This is a genomic window from Streptomyces sp. NPDC088910 (assembly GCF_044749865.1).
In the GTDB taxonomy this organism is placed as follows: Bacteria; Actinomycetota; Actinomycetes; order Streptomycetales; family Streptomycetaceae; genus Actinacidiphila.
Genome location: NZ_JBIVIV010000003.1, coordinates 131,449 through 147,696 on the forward strand (window position 1 = coordinate 131,449; position 16,248 = coordinate 147,696).

Annotated in this window: 19 protein-coding genes; 5 read left to right on the top strand and 14 right to left on the bottom strand. The window is 71.9% G+C overall.

The window, feature by feature from the left end; translation table 11 throughout:
• Positions 1-169: 169 nt before the first annotated feature.
• Positions 170-373, bottom strand: coding sequence for a hypothetical protein (locus ACIP4Z_RS08935; RefSeq protein ID WP_188281861.1), 204 nt, complete (start codon positions 371-373; stop codon positions 170-172).
• Positions 374-669: 296 nt separating this feature from the next.
• Positions 670-951: an acylphosphatase gene (locus ACIP4Z_RS08940; RefSeq protein WP_355349478.1), complete on the bottom strand. Its 282-nt coding sequence runs from the start codon at positions 949-951 to the stop codon at positions 670-672.
• A gap of 145 nt (positions 952-1,096) precedes the next feature.
• Between ACIP4Z_RS08940 and ACIP4Z_RS08945 the strand changes: the two genes are divergently transcribed.
• Positions 1,097-1,981: a CAP domain-containing protein gene (locus tag ACIP4Z_RS08945; protein WP_391050357.1), complete on the top strand. Its 885-nt coding sequence runs from the start codon at positions 1,097-1,099 to the stop codon at positions 1,979-1,981.
• 127 nt (positions 1,982-2,108) lie between these two features.
• Entirely contained in the window at positions 2,109-2,534 is a 426-nt protein-coding gene (locus ACIP4Z_RS08950; RefSeq protein ID WP_391050358.1) for a winged helix-turn-helix transcriptional regulator, read from the top strand.
• Here the strand turns inward: ACIP4Z_RS08950 and mutM are convergent.
• The 9 genes from mutM to ACIP4Z_RS08995 form a co-directional block, all read right to left on the bottom strand.
• Positions 2,507-3,373, bottom strand: coding sequence for a bifunctional DNA-formamidopyrimidine glycosylase/DNA-(apurinic or apyrimidinic site) lyase (mutM, locus tag ACIP4Z_RS08955; protein ID WP_401306141.1), 867 nt, complete (start codon positions 3,371-3,373; stop codon positions 2,507-2,509). The genes ACIP4Z_RS08950 and mutM overlap by 28 nt on opposite strands.
• Positions 3,374-3,547: 174 nt before the next feature.
• Positions 3,548-4,288, bottom strand: a complete 741-nt coding sequence (rnc, locus tag ACIP4Z_RS08960; RefSeq protein ID WP_188281856.1) for a ribonuclease III — start codon at positions 4,286-4,288, stop codon at positions 3,548-3,550.
• A 19-nt stretch (positions 4,289-4,307) separates the two neighbouring features.
• Complete coding sequence (gene rpmF, locus ACIP4Z_RS08965) at positions 4,308-4,481, bottom strand: 50S ribosomal protein L32 (protein ID WP_188281855.1); 174 nt, start codon at positions 4,479-4,481, stop codon at positions 4,308-4,310.
• A gap of 2 nt (positions 4,482-4,483) precedes the next feature.
• A complete protein-coding gene (locus ACIP4Z_RS08970) occupies positions 4,484-5,092 on the bottom strand; it encodes a YceD family protein (protein WP_355349491.1) in 609 nt (202 codons plus the stop codon).
• A 175-nt stretch (positions 5,093-5,267) separates the two neighbouring features.
• On the bottom strand, positions 5,268-6,443 hold the full coding sequence (locus ACIP4Z_RS08975) for a cell division initiation protein (RefSeq protein WP_391050359.1): 1,176 nt from the start codon (positions 6,441-6,443) through the stop codon (positions 5,268-5,270).
• 10 nt (positions 6,444-6,453) lie between these two features.
• Complete coding sequence (gene coaD, locus ACIP4Z_RS08980) at positions 6,454-6,933, bottom strand: pantetheine-phosphate adenylyltransferase (protein WP_355349488.1); 480 nt, start codon at positions 6,931-6,933, stop codon at positions 6,454-6,456.
• A 70-nt stretch (positions 6,934-7,003) separates the two neighbouring features.
• Positions 7,004-7,582: a 16S rRNA (guanine(966)-N(2))-methyltransferase RsmD gene (rsmD, locus tag ACIP4Z_RS08985; RefSeq protein ID WP_391161460.1), complete on the bottom strand. Its 579-nt coding sequence runs from the start codon at positions 7,580-7,582 to the stop codon at positions 7,004-7,006.
• A gap of 62 nt (positions 7,583-7,644) precedes the next feature.
• Positions 7,645-9,876: an ATP-dependent DNA helicase RecG gene (recG, locus tag ACIP4Z_RS08990; protein ID WP_391050360.1), complete on the bottom strand. Its 2,232-nt coding sequence runs from the start codon at positions 9,874-9,876 to the stop codon at positions 7,645-7,647.
• Positions 9,877-9,952: 76 nt separating this feature from the next.
• Positions 9,953-11,602: a DAK2 domain-containing protein gene (locus ACIP4Z_RS08995; RefSeq protein ID WP_355349455.1), complete on the bottom strand. Its 1,650-nt coding sequence runs from the start codon at positions 11,600-11,602 to the stop codon at positions 9,953-9,955.
• 278 nt (positions 11,603-11,880) lie between these two features.
• Between ACIP4Z_RS08995 and rpmB the strand changes: the two genes are divergently transcribed.
• The gene (rpmB, locus tag ACIP4Z_RS09000; RefSeq protein WP_028426177.1) at positions 11,881-12,066 is read left to right on the top strand and encodes a 50S ribosomal protein L28; all 186 of its coding nucleotides are present in this window, start codon (positions 11,881-11,883) and stop codon (positions 12,064-12,066) included.
• Positions 12,067-12,186: 120 nt separating this feature from the next.
• Here the strand turns inward: rpmB and thiD are convergent, their stop codons facing one another.
• Complete coding sequence (thiD, locus tag ACIP4Z_RS09005; protein WP_401306145.1) at positions 12,187-12,996, bottom strand: bifunctional hydroxymethylpyrimidine kinase/phosphomethylpyrimidine kinase; 810 nt, start codon at positions 12,994-12,996, stop codon at positions 12,187-12,189.
• Between the two features lie 80 nt (positions 12,997-13,076).
• Positions 13,077-14,042: a thiamine-phosphate kinase gene (locus ACIP4Z_RS09010; RefSeq protein ID WP_355349451.1), complete on the bottom strand. Its 966-nt coding sequence runs from the start codon at positions 14,040-14,042 to the stop codon at positions 13,077-13,079.
• Positions 14,043-14,221: 179 nt separating this feature from the next.
• Here ACIP4Z_RS09010 and ACIP4Z_RS09015 point away from each other — a divergent pair, with 179 nt between their 5' ends.
• Both ACIP4Z_RS09015 and ACIP4Z_RS09020 read left to right on the top strand, forming a co-directional pair.
• Positions 14,222-14,455 carry an Lrp/AsnC family transcriptional regulator gene (locus ACIP4Z_RS09015; protein ID WP_188284985.1) on the top strand — a complete coding sequence of 78 codons (234 nt, stop codon included), beginning with the start codon at positions 14,222-14,224 and terminating at the stop codon, positions 14,453-14,455.
• Positions 14,456-14,506: 51 nt separating this feature from the next.
• Positions 14,507-14,953, top strand: coding sequence for a DUF3515 domain-containing protein (locus ACIP4Z_RS09020; RefSeq protein WP_355349448.1), 447 nt, complete (start codon positions 14,507-14,509; stop codon positions 14,951-14,953).
• Between the two features lie 57 nt (positions 14,954-15,010).
• Here ACIP4Z_RS09020 and ACIP4Z_RS09025 read toward each other — a convergent pair whose 3' ends face one another.
• Positions 15,011-16,246, bottom strand: a complete 1,236-nt coding sequence (locus ACIP4Z_RS09025) for a D-alanine--D-alanine ligase (protein ID WP_391050363.1) — start codon at positions 16,244-16,246, stop codon at positions 15,011-15,013.
• Between the last annotated feature and the right edge of the window lie 2 nt (positions 16,247-16,248).

Here is a 16,248-nt window from a genome sequence, read left to right on the forward strand (position 1 = left end):
GCGCAGGGCACATCATGCGTTAAGAAGCGAACGTCCAGGCGGGGAGCGGGTGGGGAGCAGGGCGAGGGGACAGCGCGCGGAATGACGAAAGGGACGCCGAAGCGTCCCTCGCGGATTCTGCAGATTCTCAGGCGGTGTCCGGGGACACCTGTCCGGGCCGGGGACCGGTTCAGGCGAGCACGGGCTCCGCGCGAGATACGTCGATGCTGCTGAGCAGCGACTCTTCGTGCGATGCGACAGTCAGAGCGTCGTTCTCGGCCTGCATCCGGACAAGCTCGGATTCCAGATCCTGAACGCGCTGCTGGAGCCTTCGCATCTCGGCGAGAAGTCGCGGGTCGGGACCGCCGACGTAACCGAGAAGCGCCTTTGCCATGATGGATGGTCCTCCACGCTGAGTGACCGACCGAATGCGGTTTGGGTCGTGGGTGAGGGTTGCTCGCCCGCGCAGGGTGAGTGCCGTGACCGCCGCTGAACAATCCTGGAGCCACGATGCGCGGGGCTTCCAGAGTCTCACCAAATAACGGGACGGTCAACACGATCACAGCCCAGTCGTCGGGTCCGCCTCAGAAAACACGGCGCTGACGGCGCCGCGGGCTGCCCGCGTGGCATAGGGATCATGCTCGATGGGGGCAGCCTGACACGGCGATCGTCGTATGGCAACCAAATTGCTCAGCGGATCTCGAAACCTTCGTATCCGCCCCGCGGCCGGCCCCAGATCTCGGTCACTCCGTCGACCCGTCCGGGCGTGTCCCCGCGGCGCAGCCACTCCAGCAGCCGCTCGCACTGTTCGCGCGTGCCCTCGGCCACGACCTGGACCCGGCCGTCGCCCAGATTGCCCGCGTAGCCGACGAGGCCGCCCAGTTCCAGGGCGGTGGCCCGGGTCCACCACCGGAAGCCGACGCCCTGGACGCGGCCGCGCACCCACGCGGTGAGCCGGACATCTTCGTTCATGTCCGCACGCTATCCCGCCAGTTGGATCAGCAGCACATCGGCGGGCGGCGTCATTCGCTACAGTCACCCGACAACGGGGTCACCCGTTCGGGTTAATCCGCCGAATCGGGCCGCCAGAACCGAGCCGACCAGAGGAGCGCGAAGGATGGGCCGTCACAGCCGTCATGCGCAACCGGCAGCGCCGGAGACGGGACCCCGCTCGCACCGCGGGCGCCGTAAGCACCACCCGGTCCGTACCGGACTGCTCGCCACGTCGGCCGCGATGGCCGTGGGCGCGGTCGCCGCGTCCTCCGGGATGCTCAGCGGCCTCACCGCCGGTCTCGACTACCGCCAGGGCGACGCGGGCCACACGCAGGCCGACGGCCCGGCGGACCCGTCACGCGACGGCAGCGACATGCCCTCGCCGCTGGGCGACAGCACGGCGCCGACCCCCGGGCAGACCACCGGCTCCCCCGGCACCCCGTCCTCCGGTACGCCGTCGAAGCCGGGCACGATGCGGTCGAACACGGCGACGCCGTCCCGTACGGCCACCAGCCCGGCCGCCGCCCCCACGCCGACCCGTACGACGGCCGCGCCCACCACCCCGGTGCCGACCACCACCGCGGCCCGCACCCAGCCGCCCACGACCGCCGCCCCGGCCTCCGCCGACGCCGTCACGGCGGCCCGCGCGGCGATCCTCTCCCTGGTCAACACCCAGCGGGCGAGCGCGGGCTGCTCGCCGCTCACCGCCAGTTCCTCCCTCGACGGCCTCGCGCAGGCGTTCAGCGAGGACATGGCCGCCCGCGGCTTCTTCGACCACACCGACCCCGACGGCAAGACCCCGTGGGACCGCGCCAAGGCCCTGGGCATCACCAACCTCGGCGGCGAGAACATCGCCCGCGGCCAGGCCACCGCCCAGGCCGTCATGGACGCCTGGATGAACAGCCCCGGCCACCGCGCCAACATCCTCAACTGCGACTACAAGACCCTCGGCGTCGGCATCCACTACGGCAGCGGCGGCCCCTGGTGGACCCAGGACTTCGGCTTCTGAGGCCGCTGGAGCCGTCGCGGCCTGTGGAGCCGTGGGAGCCGTGGGAGCCGGAGCCGCCCTGGCCAGGGCGCTAACCGGGGGATCGCGCACCCCTGAGGTGCGCGCTGTGCGGGGGTACGCTGGCCGTATGACAGACAGCGACCGGACGGCGGAGTGCGCCGGGGCCACCGTGAAGGACGACGGCAGGCTCGCCTTCGACGTCTTCGCGCGCTCCTGCCCGTCGCGCGGGACGCTGGAGCACGTCACCGGGCGGTGGGGCGGCCTGACGCTGGGCGCGCTCTACGAGGACACGCTGCGGTTCAACGCGCTGCGCCGCCGCGTGGACGGGGTCAGCGAGAAGATGCTGTCGCAGACGCTGCACGCGCTGGAGCGCGACGGCCTGGTCGTCAGGGACGCGCGGCCGACGAATCCGCCGCACGTCGAATACCGGCTCACCCCGCTCGGCCGGGACACCGCCGCGCGCCTGCTGTCACTGATCGCACTGGTCGAGGGCCGGATGCCGGAGGTGCTGGCCGCGCGCGAACGCTACGACGCGGAGCGCGGCACCGGCTGACAGCGCGGGCAGAAGTAGCTCGACCTGTTCATCCACGGCCGGCGCCTGATCGGTGTGCCGCAGCGGCGGCACGGCTCGTCCTCACGGCCGTACGCGTCCAGCGACCGGTCGAAATAGCCCGATTCACCGTTCACATTGACGTACAGGCTGTCGAAGCTGGTGCCGCCCGCGGCGAGCGCGTCGCCCATCACCTCGCGGATGTGCGTGACCAGCTCCGCCGTACGCGGCCTGGTCATCGACGCCGTCGGCCGCTCGTAGTGCAGCCGCGTGCGCCACAGCGCCTCGTCGGCGTAGATGTTGCCGACCCCGCTGATCAGCGACTGGTCGAGCAGCGCCCGCTTGATCGTGGTGCGCTTGCGGCGCAGCGCCGTGTGGAAGGCGTCCTCGTCGAAGGCGTCGTCCAGCGGGTCGCGCGCGATGTGCGCCAGGACCGCCGGGAGGCCGTCCGCCGCGCCCGGCACCGCCTCGTGCAGGGACAGCCCGCCGAAGGTGCGCTGGTCGACGAAGCGCAGTTCGGTGCCGAGGGTGTCCTGGAAACGGATACGGATCCGCAGGTGGGTCTCGGCCGCCGCGGTTTGCGGCTGCACCAGGAGCTGACCGCTCATCCCCAGGTGGGCCATGAGCGACAGGTCCTCGGTGACCGGCAGCCACAGATACTTGCCCCTGCGGTGCGCCTCGCCCATCGCCGCGCCCTTGAGCCGCGCCGCGAAGTCCTCGGGCCCGGCCACGTGCCGCCGTACGGCCCGCGGATGGAAAACGGTGGCCGTCTCGACGGTGCGGCCCGAGACCCAGCGCGAGAGTCCGCGCCGGACGACCTCCACCTCCGGCAGCTCCGGCATGACATCCCCTCATGGTCCACGCGGTGCGTGTGCCCCTGCCATGGGCGCGGGGAACCGCGCGACAGGCCCCCCACGGCCGGTGGTCGGGAGACGACCGGTCTGCCCCGCCGGGGCCGGTGGTGACCTGCGGCCGCGTCGCGGCCGATCGCGCGGTTCCCCGCGCCCCTTCGGGGCTCAGCTCGCCGCTGAGGCGGCGGCTTCGCGGATGGAGCGCCAGGCGGACTCCGCCGCCTGCTGCTCGGCTTCCTTCTTGCTGCGGCCGGTGCCGGTGCCGTACTCGACGCCACTGACGCGGGCGGCAGCCGTGAAGGTCTTCTCGTGGTCGGGTCCTGATTCGGTGACCACGTACTCGGGAACGCCGAGCCCTTCGGCTGCGGTGAGTTCCTGGAGGCTGGTCTTCCAGTCCAGTCCCGCACCGAGGTTGGAGGACTGCTCGATGAGCGGGTCGAAGAGCCGGTGCACCAGCTCGGAGGCCGCTTCGAGCCCCTGGTCGAGATAGACCGCGCCGATGACGGCTTCCAGGGTGTCCGCGAGGATGGATGCCTTGTCCCGGCCGCCGGTGCCCTCTTCGCCCCGGCCCAGGCGGATGAACGCGCCGAGGTCGAGCCCGCGGCTCACGCCCGCCAGGGCACGCGAGTTGACCACCGCGGCCCGCAGCTTGGCCAGTTGGCCCTCGGGCAGGTCGGGGTGGGTGCGGTAGAGGGTGTCGGTGACCACCAGGCCGAGCACGGAGTCCCCGAGGAACTCCAGCCGCTCGTTGGTGGGCAGCCCGCCGTTCTCGTACGCGTACGAGCGGTGGGTCAGCGCACGCACCAGAAGGGCGGGCTCGAGGGTGTACCCGAGCCGCCCTTCCAGAAGCGTGGGGGACGAGGCTTTGTCCGCCGTGGCCGACTGTGGCGCTGAGGCGTCTGACATGGAGCCTGTCACCTGCCGATCAGACGTCGATGACCTGACGGCGGTTGTACGTGCCGCAGCTCGGGCACGCGATGTGCTGGAGCTTCGGCTCGTGGCAGCGCTCGCACGCCACCAGGCTCACGGGCGCAGCCTTCCACTGCGAACGGCGGTGGCGCGTGTTGCTGCGCGACATCTTCCGCTTCGGAACAGCCACGGCTACTTCTCCTGGTTCTCGTCGGCACCATGGTCGGTACCGAAACTCTGGTTGAGATCCTTCAAGGCCGCCCACCGGATGTCGGTGACCTCGTGGTGGTGGTCCGGGTCGTCCGCGAGGCGAACTCCGCATTCGGAGCACAGCCCTTCGCAGTCCTCCCGGCACACCGGCTGCAACGGCAGTGCGAGCACCACCGCGTCGCGCAGTACGGGTTCGAGGTCGAAGAGATCGTCCTCGAGTTCCAGCGCGTCCTCGTCCTCGGCGTCGTCACCGGCTTCGTCCTTGCGGGCGGTCCTGGTGTCGGCGTCGGGGTAGGAGAACATCTCCTGGAATTCCGCGTCCAGCTCACGCTCGACGGGCTCCAGACACCTTACGCACTCCCCCGTGACCGGCGCATGGGCGGTGCCGGTGACCAGCACACCCTCCATGACCGACTCCAGGCGGAGCTCCAGCTCGACCGTGGCGCCCTCCGGCACCCCGATGACATCGACGAGGCCGAGGTCCTTGGGGGCCGGCACCGAGCGGGAGACCTTCCTCATCGCACCAGGACGCCGACCCAGCTCGTGTGTGTCGAACACGAGTGGGTTGCGGTGGTCGAGGCGGGTGTTCAGGGCTTCCTGCTTTCATCGGTACGGCCTGCCCCGCGGCCCTCGCGGGCGACCCTTGCGGGCGGGCAGGCCAAAGCGCCGGGAATTCACACGGCTGGAAGTGACAGGATACTGGACCACCCCGCCCGCACCCAAACGGAGCCTGTCCGGGGCCGCCGACAGGCTCCCGCGGGCGTCCTCAGCGGCCCTGCTCCAGCTCTCTCAGCCGGTTGAGGTCGATCAGTCCGGTGTCGAAGAAGCTGGTCTCGTCCAGCGCCGCGGGCTGCTGCCCCTGCGGCTGCTGCTGCGGATAGCCCTGCTGCTGGTACGGGATCTGCTGGTCGTACTGCTGCTGGTCGTAGCCGTAGCCGGCCGCGTCCTGCTGGTACGCGGGCTGCTGCTGGCCGTACGGGTCCTGGGCCTGGGTGCCGTAGTCGACGTAGGCGCCGGAGTCGGCGGCGGCCTGCTGGTACTCGGGCCGGTAGCCGCCGTCGCCCTGGTAGCCGCCCTGCTGGTACGCGGTGTCCTGCTGCGAATAGCCGTAGCCGGGAGCCGCCGCGGCGGCGGCCTGCTGCGGGGCCGGGTCGTAGCCGTACTGCGCCAGGTCGGCCTGCTCGGGGGCGGTGGGCGCGGCCAGGCCCGCCATGTAGTCGGCGTCGCTCTGCCGCTGCCCGCCGTGCTCGCCGTCGCCGTCCGCGGCGTCCTGCGCGGCCATCTGTGCGGCGAGGTCGTCGATCGGATTGTGGCCGGTGAGCTTCAGGCGCCCGCGGCCGACGGCCTCCAGGGTCTTGCTCAGGACGGCCTCGAAGGCGCCCAGCTTGGCGTCCACGTACTCGTCGGCGCGGCGGCGCAGGGTCTCCGGGTCGGCGCTGCGCTCGGGGGCGTCCGCGTCCTCCTCGGCCTGGTCGTAACCCTGGTCGTAGCCGTTGGGGTCGTGGCCGAGCAGCTTCTCCCGGCCGCGGTCGACCGAGCCGATGGTCTTGGTGAGGACCACTTCGAAGTTGGCGAGCTTGCTGTCGACGTAGTCGTCGGCCTCGGCGCGGATCTCGGCGGCCTCGCGGCGCGCCTCGGCGACGATCCGCTCCGCCTCGTCCTGCGACTGGCGGGCCACCTGGGTGTCGGAGACCAGCGATCCGCGTTCGGCGTGGGCCGATTCGATGATCCGCTGGGCTTCGGCTCGGGCCTCCCCGACCATCGTCTCCCGGTCGCCGAGCAGTGCCTGCGCCTGGGAGAGGGAGTCGGGAAGCGCGGCGGCGACCTCGTCGAGCATGGCGAGCAGCTCGGCACGGTTCACCACGCAGGAGGCCGACATCGGCATCGACCGGGCGTTAGCCACGGTGGCCGCGATCTCATCGAGCTTCTTCTGGACGTCCACGGGGGAGAGCCTAGCGCTGTCGGAGTTTGGGCTTGAGCGCGTCGAGGACGACGGACGGCACCAAGTGGGAGATGTCGCCGCCCCATTGGGCGACTTCCTTGACCAGACTCGAGGACAGGAAGCTGTAGGCGGGGTTGGTGGGGACGAAGAGGGTCTCGACACCGGTGAGGCCGATGTTCATCTGGGCCATCTGCAACTCGTAGTCGAAGTCGCTGACCGCGCGCAGGCCCTTCACGATGGCCGGGATCTCGCGCTGCTTGCAGAAGTCCACCAGCAGGCCGTGGAACGACTCGACCTTGACGTTGCCCAGGTCGCCCGTGACCTCCTCGATCAGCGCGATGCGCTCCTCGATGGTGAACAGGCCCTGCTTGGACTGGTTGATCATCACGGCGACGTACACGGTGTCGTACAGCCGTGAGGCGCGGGCGATGATGTCGAGGTGTCCGTTGGTGATGGGGTCGAAGGACCCCGGACAGACGGCGCGGCGCAAGAGTGGTTCCTCGCTCTCCGTACGGCGGGTGCTACGGCTCATGGTGCGGGTTCATGTCGACTCCGCGGGCTCATGACCCGGCGGTGACCCGGGCGGCGCGACCGTACCAAAGCGTCGCTTCGCCGTACCGCCGGGACCGCAGGCCCGTGAAACCCGGGGGCCAGCCGAATTCGCCGCCCCGGGTCCTGCGCTCCACGGTGACCAGCGCTTCCTCCGTCAGCCAGTCATTGGCCAGGAGTGTGAGCAGGATCTCCCGCAGTTCGCCGTCCTCGACGTCGTACGGCGGGTCGAGGAAGACCACGTCGTACGGCCGCGGCGCCGGTCCCGCGACGATCTTCTCCGCGCGTCCCGAGCGCACCTCGGCGCCGGGCAGTTTCAGCGCCGCCACGTTCTCCCTGATCACTCGCGCCGCCCGCGGCTCGGCCTCGGCCAGCAGGACGTGTTCGGCGCCGCGCGAGAGCGCTTCGAGGCCGACCGCGCCGGAGCCCGCGTAGAGGTCGAGCACCCTGGCCCCCTCCAGCGTGCCGCACAGCGACTGAAGGGTGGAGAACAGCCCCTCCTTGGCGCGGTCGGACGTCGGCCTGGTGCCGTCGCCCGGCGGTACGGCGAGGCGCCGCCCCCCGGCGGCGCCGGCGATCACGCGGGTCATGGAACTCACTTCCGGTGCGGGGACCTGGTCCGACGCGCCCCACGATACGGGCCCGGGCCCGGCTACCCCTTTTCCAGATACTCCTCGCGGTCCGCGTCCAGCAGGCTGTCCAGGGCGCTGCGGAGATCGGGGTGCGCGGTGAGTTCGGGATCGGCGGTCACGACCGCGGTGGCCTCCTCGCGGGCGGCCTCGATGACGTCGCGGTCGTCCATGACGGTGAGCACCCGCAGCGAGGAGCGGCTGCCGGACTGGGCCTGGCCGAGGACGTCGCCCTCGCGGCGCTGCTGGAGGTCGATCTCGGAGAGTTCGAAGCCGTCCAGCGTCCCGGCCACCGCGTCCAGGCGCATCCGGGCCGGGGTCGCCTCGGGCGCCTCGGAGACCAGCAGGCACAGGCCGGGCGCGGAGCCGCGGCCGACCCGGCCGCGCAGCTGGTGGAGTTGCGAGACGCCGAAGCGGTCGGCGTCCATGATCACCATGGCGGTGGCGTTCGGCACGTTCACCCCGACCTCGATGACCGTGGTGGCGACCAGGACGTCCACCTCGCCCGCGGTGAAGCGGCGCATCACGTCGTCCTTGGCGTCCGGCTGCATCCGGCCGTGCAGCACCTCGACGCGCAGCCCGCGCAGGGCCCCCTGGGCGATCTGCTCGGCGACGTCCAGCACCGCCAGCGGCGGCCTGCGCTCGTCGTCGTCGGGCCCCGGCTCCTTGTCCTTCTTGGCCGCCTTGGCCTTGCCGCTCCCCTTGCCCTCCTCCTCGTCGCCGATCCGCGGGCACACCACGTACGCCTGGTGCCCGCCCTCGACCTCCTCCCGTACCCGCTCCCAGGCCCGGCTGAGGAAGTGCGGCTTCTCGGCCGCCGGTACGACATGGGTGGCGATCGGCGAGCGCCCGGCGGGCAGTTGGTCCAGTACGGACGTCTCCAGGTCGCCGAAGACCGTCATGGCGACGGTCCGCGGGATCGGGGTGGCCGTCATCACCAGCAGGTGCGGCGGCTGGGCGGCCTTGGCGCGCAGCGCGTCCCGCTGCTCCACGCCGAAGCGGTGCTGTTCGTCGACCACGACCAGGCCCAGGTCGTGGAACTTCACCTTGTCCTCGATCAGCGCGTGCGTGCCGATCACGATCCCGGCCTCGCCCGTCACCAGGTCGAGCAGCGCCTGCCGCCGCGCGGGCGTCCCCATGGAACCGGTCAGCAGCACGACCTTCGTCCCGAGGTCCGAGCCGCCCAGCATGCCCGAGGACTCGGCCAGTTCGCCCATCATCTCGGTGACGGAGCGGTGGTGCTGCTGGGCCAGCACCTCGGTCGGCGCGAGCATCGCCGCCTGGCCGCCCGCGTCCACCACCCCGAGCATCGCCCGCAGCGCCACCATCGTCTTGCCCGAGCCGACCTCGCCCTGGAGCAGCCGGTGCATCGGGTGCTCGGCCGCCAGGTCCTCGAAGATCTCGCCCGACACCCTCCGCTGGCCGTCGGTCAGTGTGAACGGCAGCTTCGCGTCGAACGCCGTCAGCAGCCCGTCCCGGCCCGGCCGGCGCGGCACCGCGGGCAGCGCGGAGTCCGCCGCCCTGCGGCGGGCCAGCGCCACCTGGAGCACGAACGCCTCGTCCCACTTCAGCCGGTCCCTGGCCGCCGCGATGTCCGCCTTCGTCCGCGGCCGGTGGATCCGCTCCAGCGCCTCCGGCAGCGGCGCGAGCCCGCGCGCCTCGCGCAGCGCCGCGGGCAGCGGCTCCCCCACGCCCTCCCAGCCGATCGCCGTCAGCGAGTTGAGCGCGGTGTCCACCGCCTGCCCGATCCGCCACGAGGTGATCTGCTTGCACGCCGGATACAGCGGGATCAGCCGGTTCGCGAACGCGTCCAGCGCGTCCTTCTCCGCCCCCTCGTCCGCGTCCAGCAACTGGTAGTCCGGGTGGGCCAGTTGGCGCGTCCGGTTGAAGACCGAGACCTTCCCCGAGAACATCCCGCGCCGCCCCGGGATCAGCCGGTGGGCGTGCGCGTGCGCCGCCTTGCTGAAGAACACCAGGGTCAGCGAACCGCTGCCGTCGGTCACCACGACTTCGAGCCGCACCCCGGACCCGCGGCCGTACGTCCGCTTGTCCGCCTTCGCGATCTGCGCCACCACCGTGACGTACTCGTCCACCGGCAGATCCGCCAGCCGCGTCAGCTCCCCGCGCTCGGCGTACCGGCGCGGATAGTGATGCAGCAGGTCACCGGCGGTGTGCAGCCCGAGGTGGTCGGCGAGCACCTTCGCGGTACGGTCACCGACGATTTTCCGCAGCGGATCGTCCATGGGGTTCGACATCGGGATCTATCTTGGCGCACCCCACCGACAAATCCCCCTCGGGCAGGTCCGCGCGGCGGTCCGCGGGAGGGGCGGGTTACTCGACGCCCACCAGCAGGGGGCAGGTGCCCTGGCCGCCCTCGTAGGTCACGGTGTCCACCGCCAGGTGGGCCTCGCGGACGTGGGACTCGATGTGGGCGGTGAGGTCGGCGGGGGCGTCGGGTCCCGGGATGAGGGTGACGAGTTCGCCGCCGGCGGCGAGCATGCGGTCCAGGACGGCGGTGGCGGTACCGGCGAGCGTGGTGCCGATGACGGAGACGTCGCCGTCGATGAGGCCGAGGATGTCGCCGGCCTGGCAGATGCCGGCCGAGGTCCAGGAGCGGTGCTCGGCGACGGCGAGTTCGGCGTAGCGGGTGGCTCCGGCGGCGGAGGTCATGGCGACGACGTCCTCGTCGAAGCGCCGGGAGGGCTCGTGGACGGCGAGGGCGGCCAGGCCCTGGACGGCGGAGCGGGTGGGGATGAGGGCGACCCGGACGCCGTCGGCGCGGGCCTGTTCCGCGGCGGCGCCCGCCGCGTGCCGCAGGTCGCGGTCGTTGGGCAGCAGGACGACCTCAAGGGCGTGGGCGCGGCGGATGGCGGCGGCGATCTCGCCGCTGGCGGGCTGTTCGCCGGGGCGGACGGCGACGACGGTGGCCCCGGCGCGGGCGCACAGTTCCGACAGGCCGTCGCCGCGGACGACGGCGACGACGGCGCGGTGCGCGGGTTCGGTGCGCGGCCTGGTCTGGTCGGCGAAGTGGGTGACGCGGATGCGGTACGGGCGGCCGGCCTCGATGCCCGCCTCGATGGCGGCGCCGACGTCGTCCACGTGGACGTGCACGTGGAAGAGTCCGTCGCCGCCGACGACGACGAGGGAGTCGCCGAGCGCGTCGAGCCGGGCCCGCAGCAGGGTGACGGCGGAGTCGGCGGCCTCCAGCAGGAAGATCACCTCGAAGGCGGGGCCGTCGGGGACCGCGTCGTCGGGGCACAGGTCCTCGTCCTCGACCGGGACGGTGTGCCCGGCGCGGAAGTCCGTTCCGGCCAGGGGCTGTTCCGGGGCGTCGCCGGTCACGGCGTCGGCCAGCGCGCCGAGCACGGCGACCAGGCCGAGGCCGCCCGCGTCGACCACTCCCGCGCGGCGCAGCACGCCGAGCTGTCCCGGGGTGGCGGCCAGCGCGGCGCGCGCTCCGGCGTACGCGGCCCGTACGACCTCGTCGACGCCGCCCGTCGCGGCCTCCGCGGCGTCGGCCGCGCCGACGGCCACCGTGAGCATCGTGCCCTCGACCGGCCGGGCGACCGCGTCGTACGCCGATTCCGCGGCGATCCGCAGGGCCCGCCGCAGTTCGGCGGCCCCGATCCGTTCAGGGGCGTCGGCGGGCGAGGCGACCGCCTCGTTCATGCCGCGCAGGAGCTGGGCGAGGATCGTGCCGGAATTGCCGCGGGCGCCGATGAGGGCGCCGTGCGACATGGCGCGGAGCACGTCGGGGAGGGTGGGCCGGGTCGCGGGGGCGGCGGCCGTCGCGTGCGCGTCGAAGACCGCTTCCACGGCCTGGGCGGCGGACTCGAACGTCAGGTACAGATTGGTGCCGGTGTCCCCGTCCGCGACGGGATAGACGTTGATCGCGTCGATCTCCTCGCGGGCCCTGCCCAGTGCCTGGAGCGAGAGGCGGCACCAGGCGAGCACCGCGGAAGCGTCGAGCGAGGGCGGCAACAGGTCCTCCTGCGGAACACCGGGATATCGGGAACTGCCAGGTGAGCCTAGGCCCTTTCGGGGCGGTCGGGAGCGGGCCGGGCGGCGACGGGGCCGCCCGTGACCGCACGGAAACGGCCTGGTGGTGACCCCGGTCACGGGGGCGGGCGTCCGGATCTGGGCACCCGCGGACCATGGTAGTTTCGTTGTACGGGAGCGGTCGTTGTATGCTGCTCCGGTTGCCTGGGGCTCTCTCAGGCTTTTCATCGTAAGTGCATCTGAAGTCTTTGGAGTGACCCGTGGCTGCCAACTGCGACGTCTGCGGCAAGGGGCCGGGCTTCGGCAACAGCATCTCCCACTCGCACCGCCGTACCCCGCGTCGTTGGAACCCCAACATCCAGCGCGTGCGTGCAGTGGTCGGGCGGACGCCGAAGCGCCTCAATGTCTGCACCTCGTGCATCAAGGCCGGTAAGGTCTCGCGCTGACGCGTCGTCGTACATCACGTCGTAGCAGCGCAGCCTTAGCGGCTACTCGAATGCCGGTCCACCTCAGGGTGGGCCGGTTTTCTTGCGTTCTACGGGTGCCCGTGCGGCTCGGGTGACGGCTCAGCGCGTGCGCCAGCCGTGGTCGACGGGGCCGGTCCCGGCGCCGAGCGGGAAGCCCGCCGCGATGGCGCCGGTCACGTACGTCTTCGCCCGCCCGACGGCGTCCGGCACGTCGCGGCCGAGGGCGAGGTGGCAGGCGATCGCGCTGGCCAGGGTGCAGCCCGTCCCGTGGGTGTGCCGGTTGTCGAGCCGCGGGGCGCGGTACCAGTGCTCGGCGGCGCCGTCGGTGAGCAGGTCGACGGCCTCGGCCGAGCGGCTGTCGGCGAGGTGGCCGCCCTTGACCAGGACCCAGCGCGGCCCGTGGGCGAGTACGGCGTCGGCGGCGGCCCGCATGCCGGCCTCGTCGTGCACGGTACGGCCGGTGAGCTGGGTGACCTCGTCCAGGTTGGGGGTGGCGACGGTGGCGAGCGGCAGCAGCCGGGTGCGTACGGTCTCGACGGCTTCCTCGGCGAGCAGCGCGTCGCCGTGCTTGGAGATCCCGACCGGGTCGACGACGACGGGGACGCGGCCGTCCAGCGCGGCGAGGAGACCGGCGACGGTCTCGGTGAGGGCCGCCGAGGAGAGCATGCCGGTCTTGACCGCCGCCACCCCGATGTCGCCGACGACGGCGTGGAACTGGGCGCGTACCGCCGCCTCCGGCAGGTCCCAGACGCCGTGCACGCCCAGCGAATTCTGCGCGGTGACGGCGGTGAGCACGCTCATGCCGTGCACGCCGAGGGCGAGCATCGTCTTGAGGTCGGCCTGGACGCCCGCGCCGCCGCTGGAGTCGGATCCGGCGACGGTGAGCACCCGGGCGGGGGCGGCTGGCACAGGTGCGGGGCGCGGGAGGCCGGGGTCTGGGACGGTGGGGCGCGGGAGGCCGGGGTTCGGGAGGCCGGGGTTCGGGAGGGTCACTCCTCGTCCCCGAAGTGGTCCCAGCCGCCCGCCTTGTCCCAGGGCGCGCCGTCCACGGTGACCTGCGGGGTGCGGCCCGCGGGGGCGCTGACGGCGCCGATGACCCGCCAGCGGGCGGGCAGCTTCACATCGCGGGGGAAGGCGGCGACGATCGCGTGGTCCTCGCCGCCGGTGAGCACCCAGTGCAGCGGGTCGACGCCCACGGCCTGCCCGATGTCGGACATCTGGGCGGGTACGTCGATGTCGGCTGAGCGCAGGTCGATGTCGACGCCGCTGGCGGCGGCGATGTGGCCGAGGTCGGCGACCAGGCCGTCGCTGACGTCGGTCATGGCGGTGGCGCCGAGTTCGGCCGCCGCGGGGCCCGCGTGGTACGGCGGTTCCGGGCGGCGGTGGGCCTCCACGAAGGCGCGCGGGGAGCGGAAGCCGCGGGAGAGCACGGCGAGTCCGGCGGCGGACCAGCCGAGCCAGCCGGTGACGGCGATGATGTCGCCCGCGCGGGCACCCGATCGGGTGATGGCCTCGCGGCTGCGGAGGTCGCCGAGCGCGGTGACGGCCACCGTGATGGTGTCGCCGCGTACGACGTCGCCGCCGACCACGGCCGCTCCCGCGACCTGGCACTCGTCGCGGATGCCGTCCATCAGTTCGACGGCCCAGGTGGCGGGGAGTTCGGCGGGGACGACGAGGCCGAGCAGCACGGCGGTGGGGAAGGCGCCCATGGCGGCGATGTCGGCGAGGTTCTGCGCGGCGGCCTTGCGGCCCACGTCGTAGGCGGTGGACCAGTCGCGGCGGAAGTGGCGGCCCTCGATGAGGACGTCCGTGGTGGCGACCACCCGGCGGTCGGGCGCGGCGACCACGGCCGCGTCGTCACCCGGTCCGATTTTCACCGCGGGTGTGGTGGTGAGCCGGGAGGTCAACTCCCTGATGAGCCCGAACTCGCCCAACTCGCCCACAGTCCCCTTCATCCCAACGTCCCCTCGAGTCGCGGCCTGAGCCGGTTCTGCTGCGTGTTTCCCGTCAATACGGGCGTGAGACCCGTCAATACGGGGGTCAGGTACCGCGCGGGTCTCCCCGCTGTGCGCGACGACGCGATAACGTGGCGTCCCCCTTCCCACATGATCCTCGAAGCCGCCCTGGAGGTTCCGTGGTACAGGCGTACATCCTGATCCAGACCGAGGTCGGCAAAGCCTCGGCAGTAGCGGAGGTGATCTCCAAGATCGAAGGAGTCATTCAGGCCGAGGACGTCACCGGTCCTTATGACGTCATCGTCAGGGCCCAAGCAGACACGGTCGATGATCTCGGCCGCATGGTGGTCGCCAAAGTCCAGCAGGCGGACGGCATCACTCGAACGTTGACCTGCCCCGTCGTCCATATCTAGCCCCCACTATGCTCACCGGTGATGCTGTATCGCCGAGTTGTACTGACCGCCGTGTCCGCCGTCGCGTGCCTTTCTGCGGCGGCGGTCTACGCGTTCACGTCCGGTACGGACGAAGCGATCGCCGTACCGGTTCCTGACGCACGTGTCGCCGGATACTGTCACGCGCTGTACGGCGATCTGCCCGCGAAGGTCGACGGACTCTCCCGGCATGATCTCAAGCCGGAATCGGAGCTGACAGCCGGGTGGGGCAATCCGCCGATCGTGTTGCGCTGCGGTGTCCCGCGGCCCGCCGCCGACGCGGACCCCTCCACTTACGGCGCCGAGGTGGACGGCGTCTCCTGGTCGGTGGAGCAGGGAGCCGACGGTGGGGTGCTGATGACGACGACGCTGCGCAAGGCGTATGTCGAGGTGGCTCTGCCGAAGCGTTTCGCCCATGACATCAGTCCGCTGACGGATCTCGCGGACGCGATCAAGCGCACGATCCCCGAGGGGGTCTGACCCCCTCGGGGTTCGGCTGTCCGTCCGAAGGCCGCGCGCAGGCGCGGCCCCGGCGGGCTAGCGCAGGCCGGTCGAGCGGCGCAGCGCCGCCTGGATGAGCAGGTCGACCAGTTGCCGGTAGTCGACGCCCGTCTCCTGCCACATCCGCGGGTACATCGAGATCGGGGTGAAGCCCGGCATCGTGTTGATCTCGTTGATGACGAACTCCCCGCTGTCCAGCAGGAAGAAGTCGGCGCGGACCAGGCCCTCGCAGGACGCGGCCTCGAACGCCTCGACGGCGAGCCGCCGTACCTCGGCGGTCTGCTCCTCGGTGAGCGGCGCAGGAACGATTCCCTCGGCGGAGTCGATGTACTTCGCCTCGAAGTCGTAGAACGCGTGGCTGGTGACCGGCGGGATCTCGGCCGGTACGGAGGCGCGCGGGCCGTCCTCGAACTCCAGGACGCCGCATTCGATCTCGCGTCCGCGCAGCAGCGCCTCGACGATGACCTTGGGGTCGTGCCGCCTGGCCTCGGTGATGGCCGCGTCGAGCCCTTCCGGGCCTTCGACCTTGGTGATGCCGAAGGACGATCCGGCGCGGGCGGGCTTCACGAACAGCGGCCAGCCGTGCTCGGCGGCGAAGTCGGTGACCTTGCGGCGTACGGCGTCGCTGTCGCGTTCCCATTCGCGGGGGCGGATGACGGTGTAGGGGCCGACGGCCAGGCCGAAGGAGGTGAAGACGCGCTTCATGTACTCCTTGTCCATGCCGACGGCGGAGGCGAGCACGCCCGCGCCGACGTACGGGACGCCGGAGAGTTCGAGCAGGCCCTGGAGGGTGCCGTCCTCGCCGTACGGGCCGTGCAGCATGGGGAAGACGACGTCGACCTCGCCGAGCGCCTTGGGGACGGCGCCCGCTTCGGTGTAGACGACCTCGCGGTTGGCCGGGTCGACCGGGAGCATGACGGCGCCCTCGTGGTCGGTGACCTGTTCGACGGTCGGCATCCGGCGGTCGGCGATGGCCATCCGCTCGGGGGCGTCCGCGGTCAGTGCCCAGCGGCCCTCGGTGGTGATGCCGATGGGCAGGACGTCGTACTTGTCGCGGTCGATGGCGCTGAGCACGCTGGCCGCGGTGACCACCGAGACGCCGTGCTCGGAGCTGCGTCCGCCGAAGACGACCGCGACCCGCGGCTTGCGCGGGTAGTTCTCGCTCGCGTGGCCTACCACGCGCCGGTCCGCGTACGGGTCCGCGGGCCGGTCCGGGCCGGATTCGCGCCGGTCAGGGCTCTGGGAGCTGTCGTGGGATGCAAGGTTGCTCATGT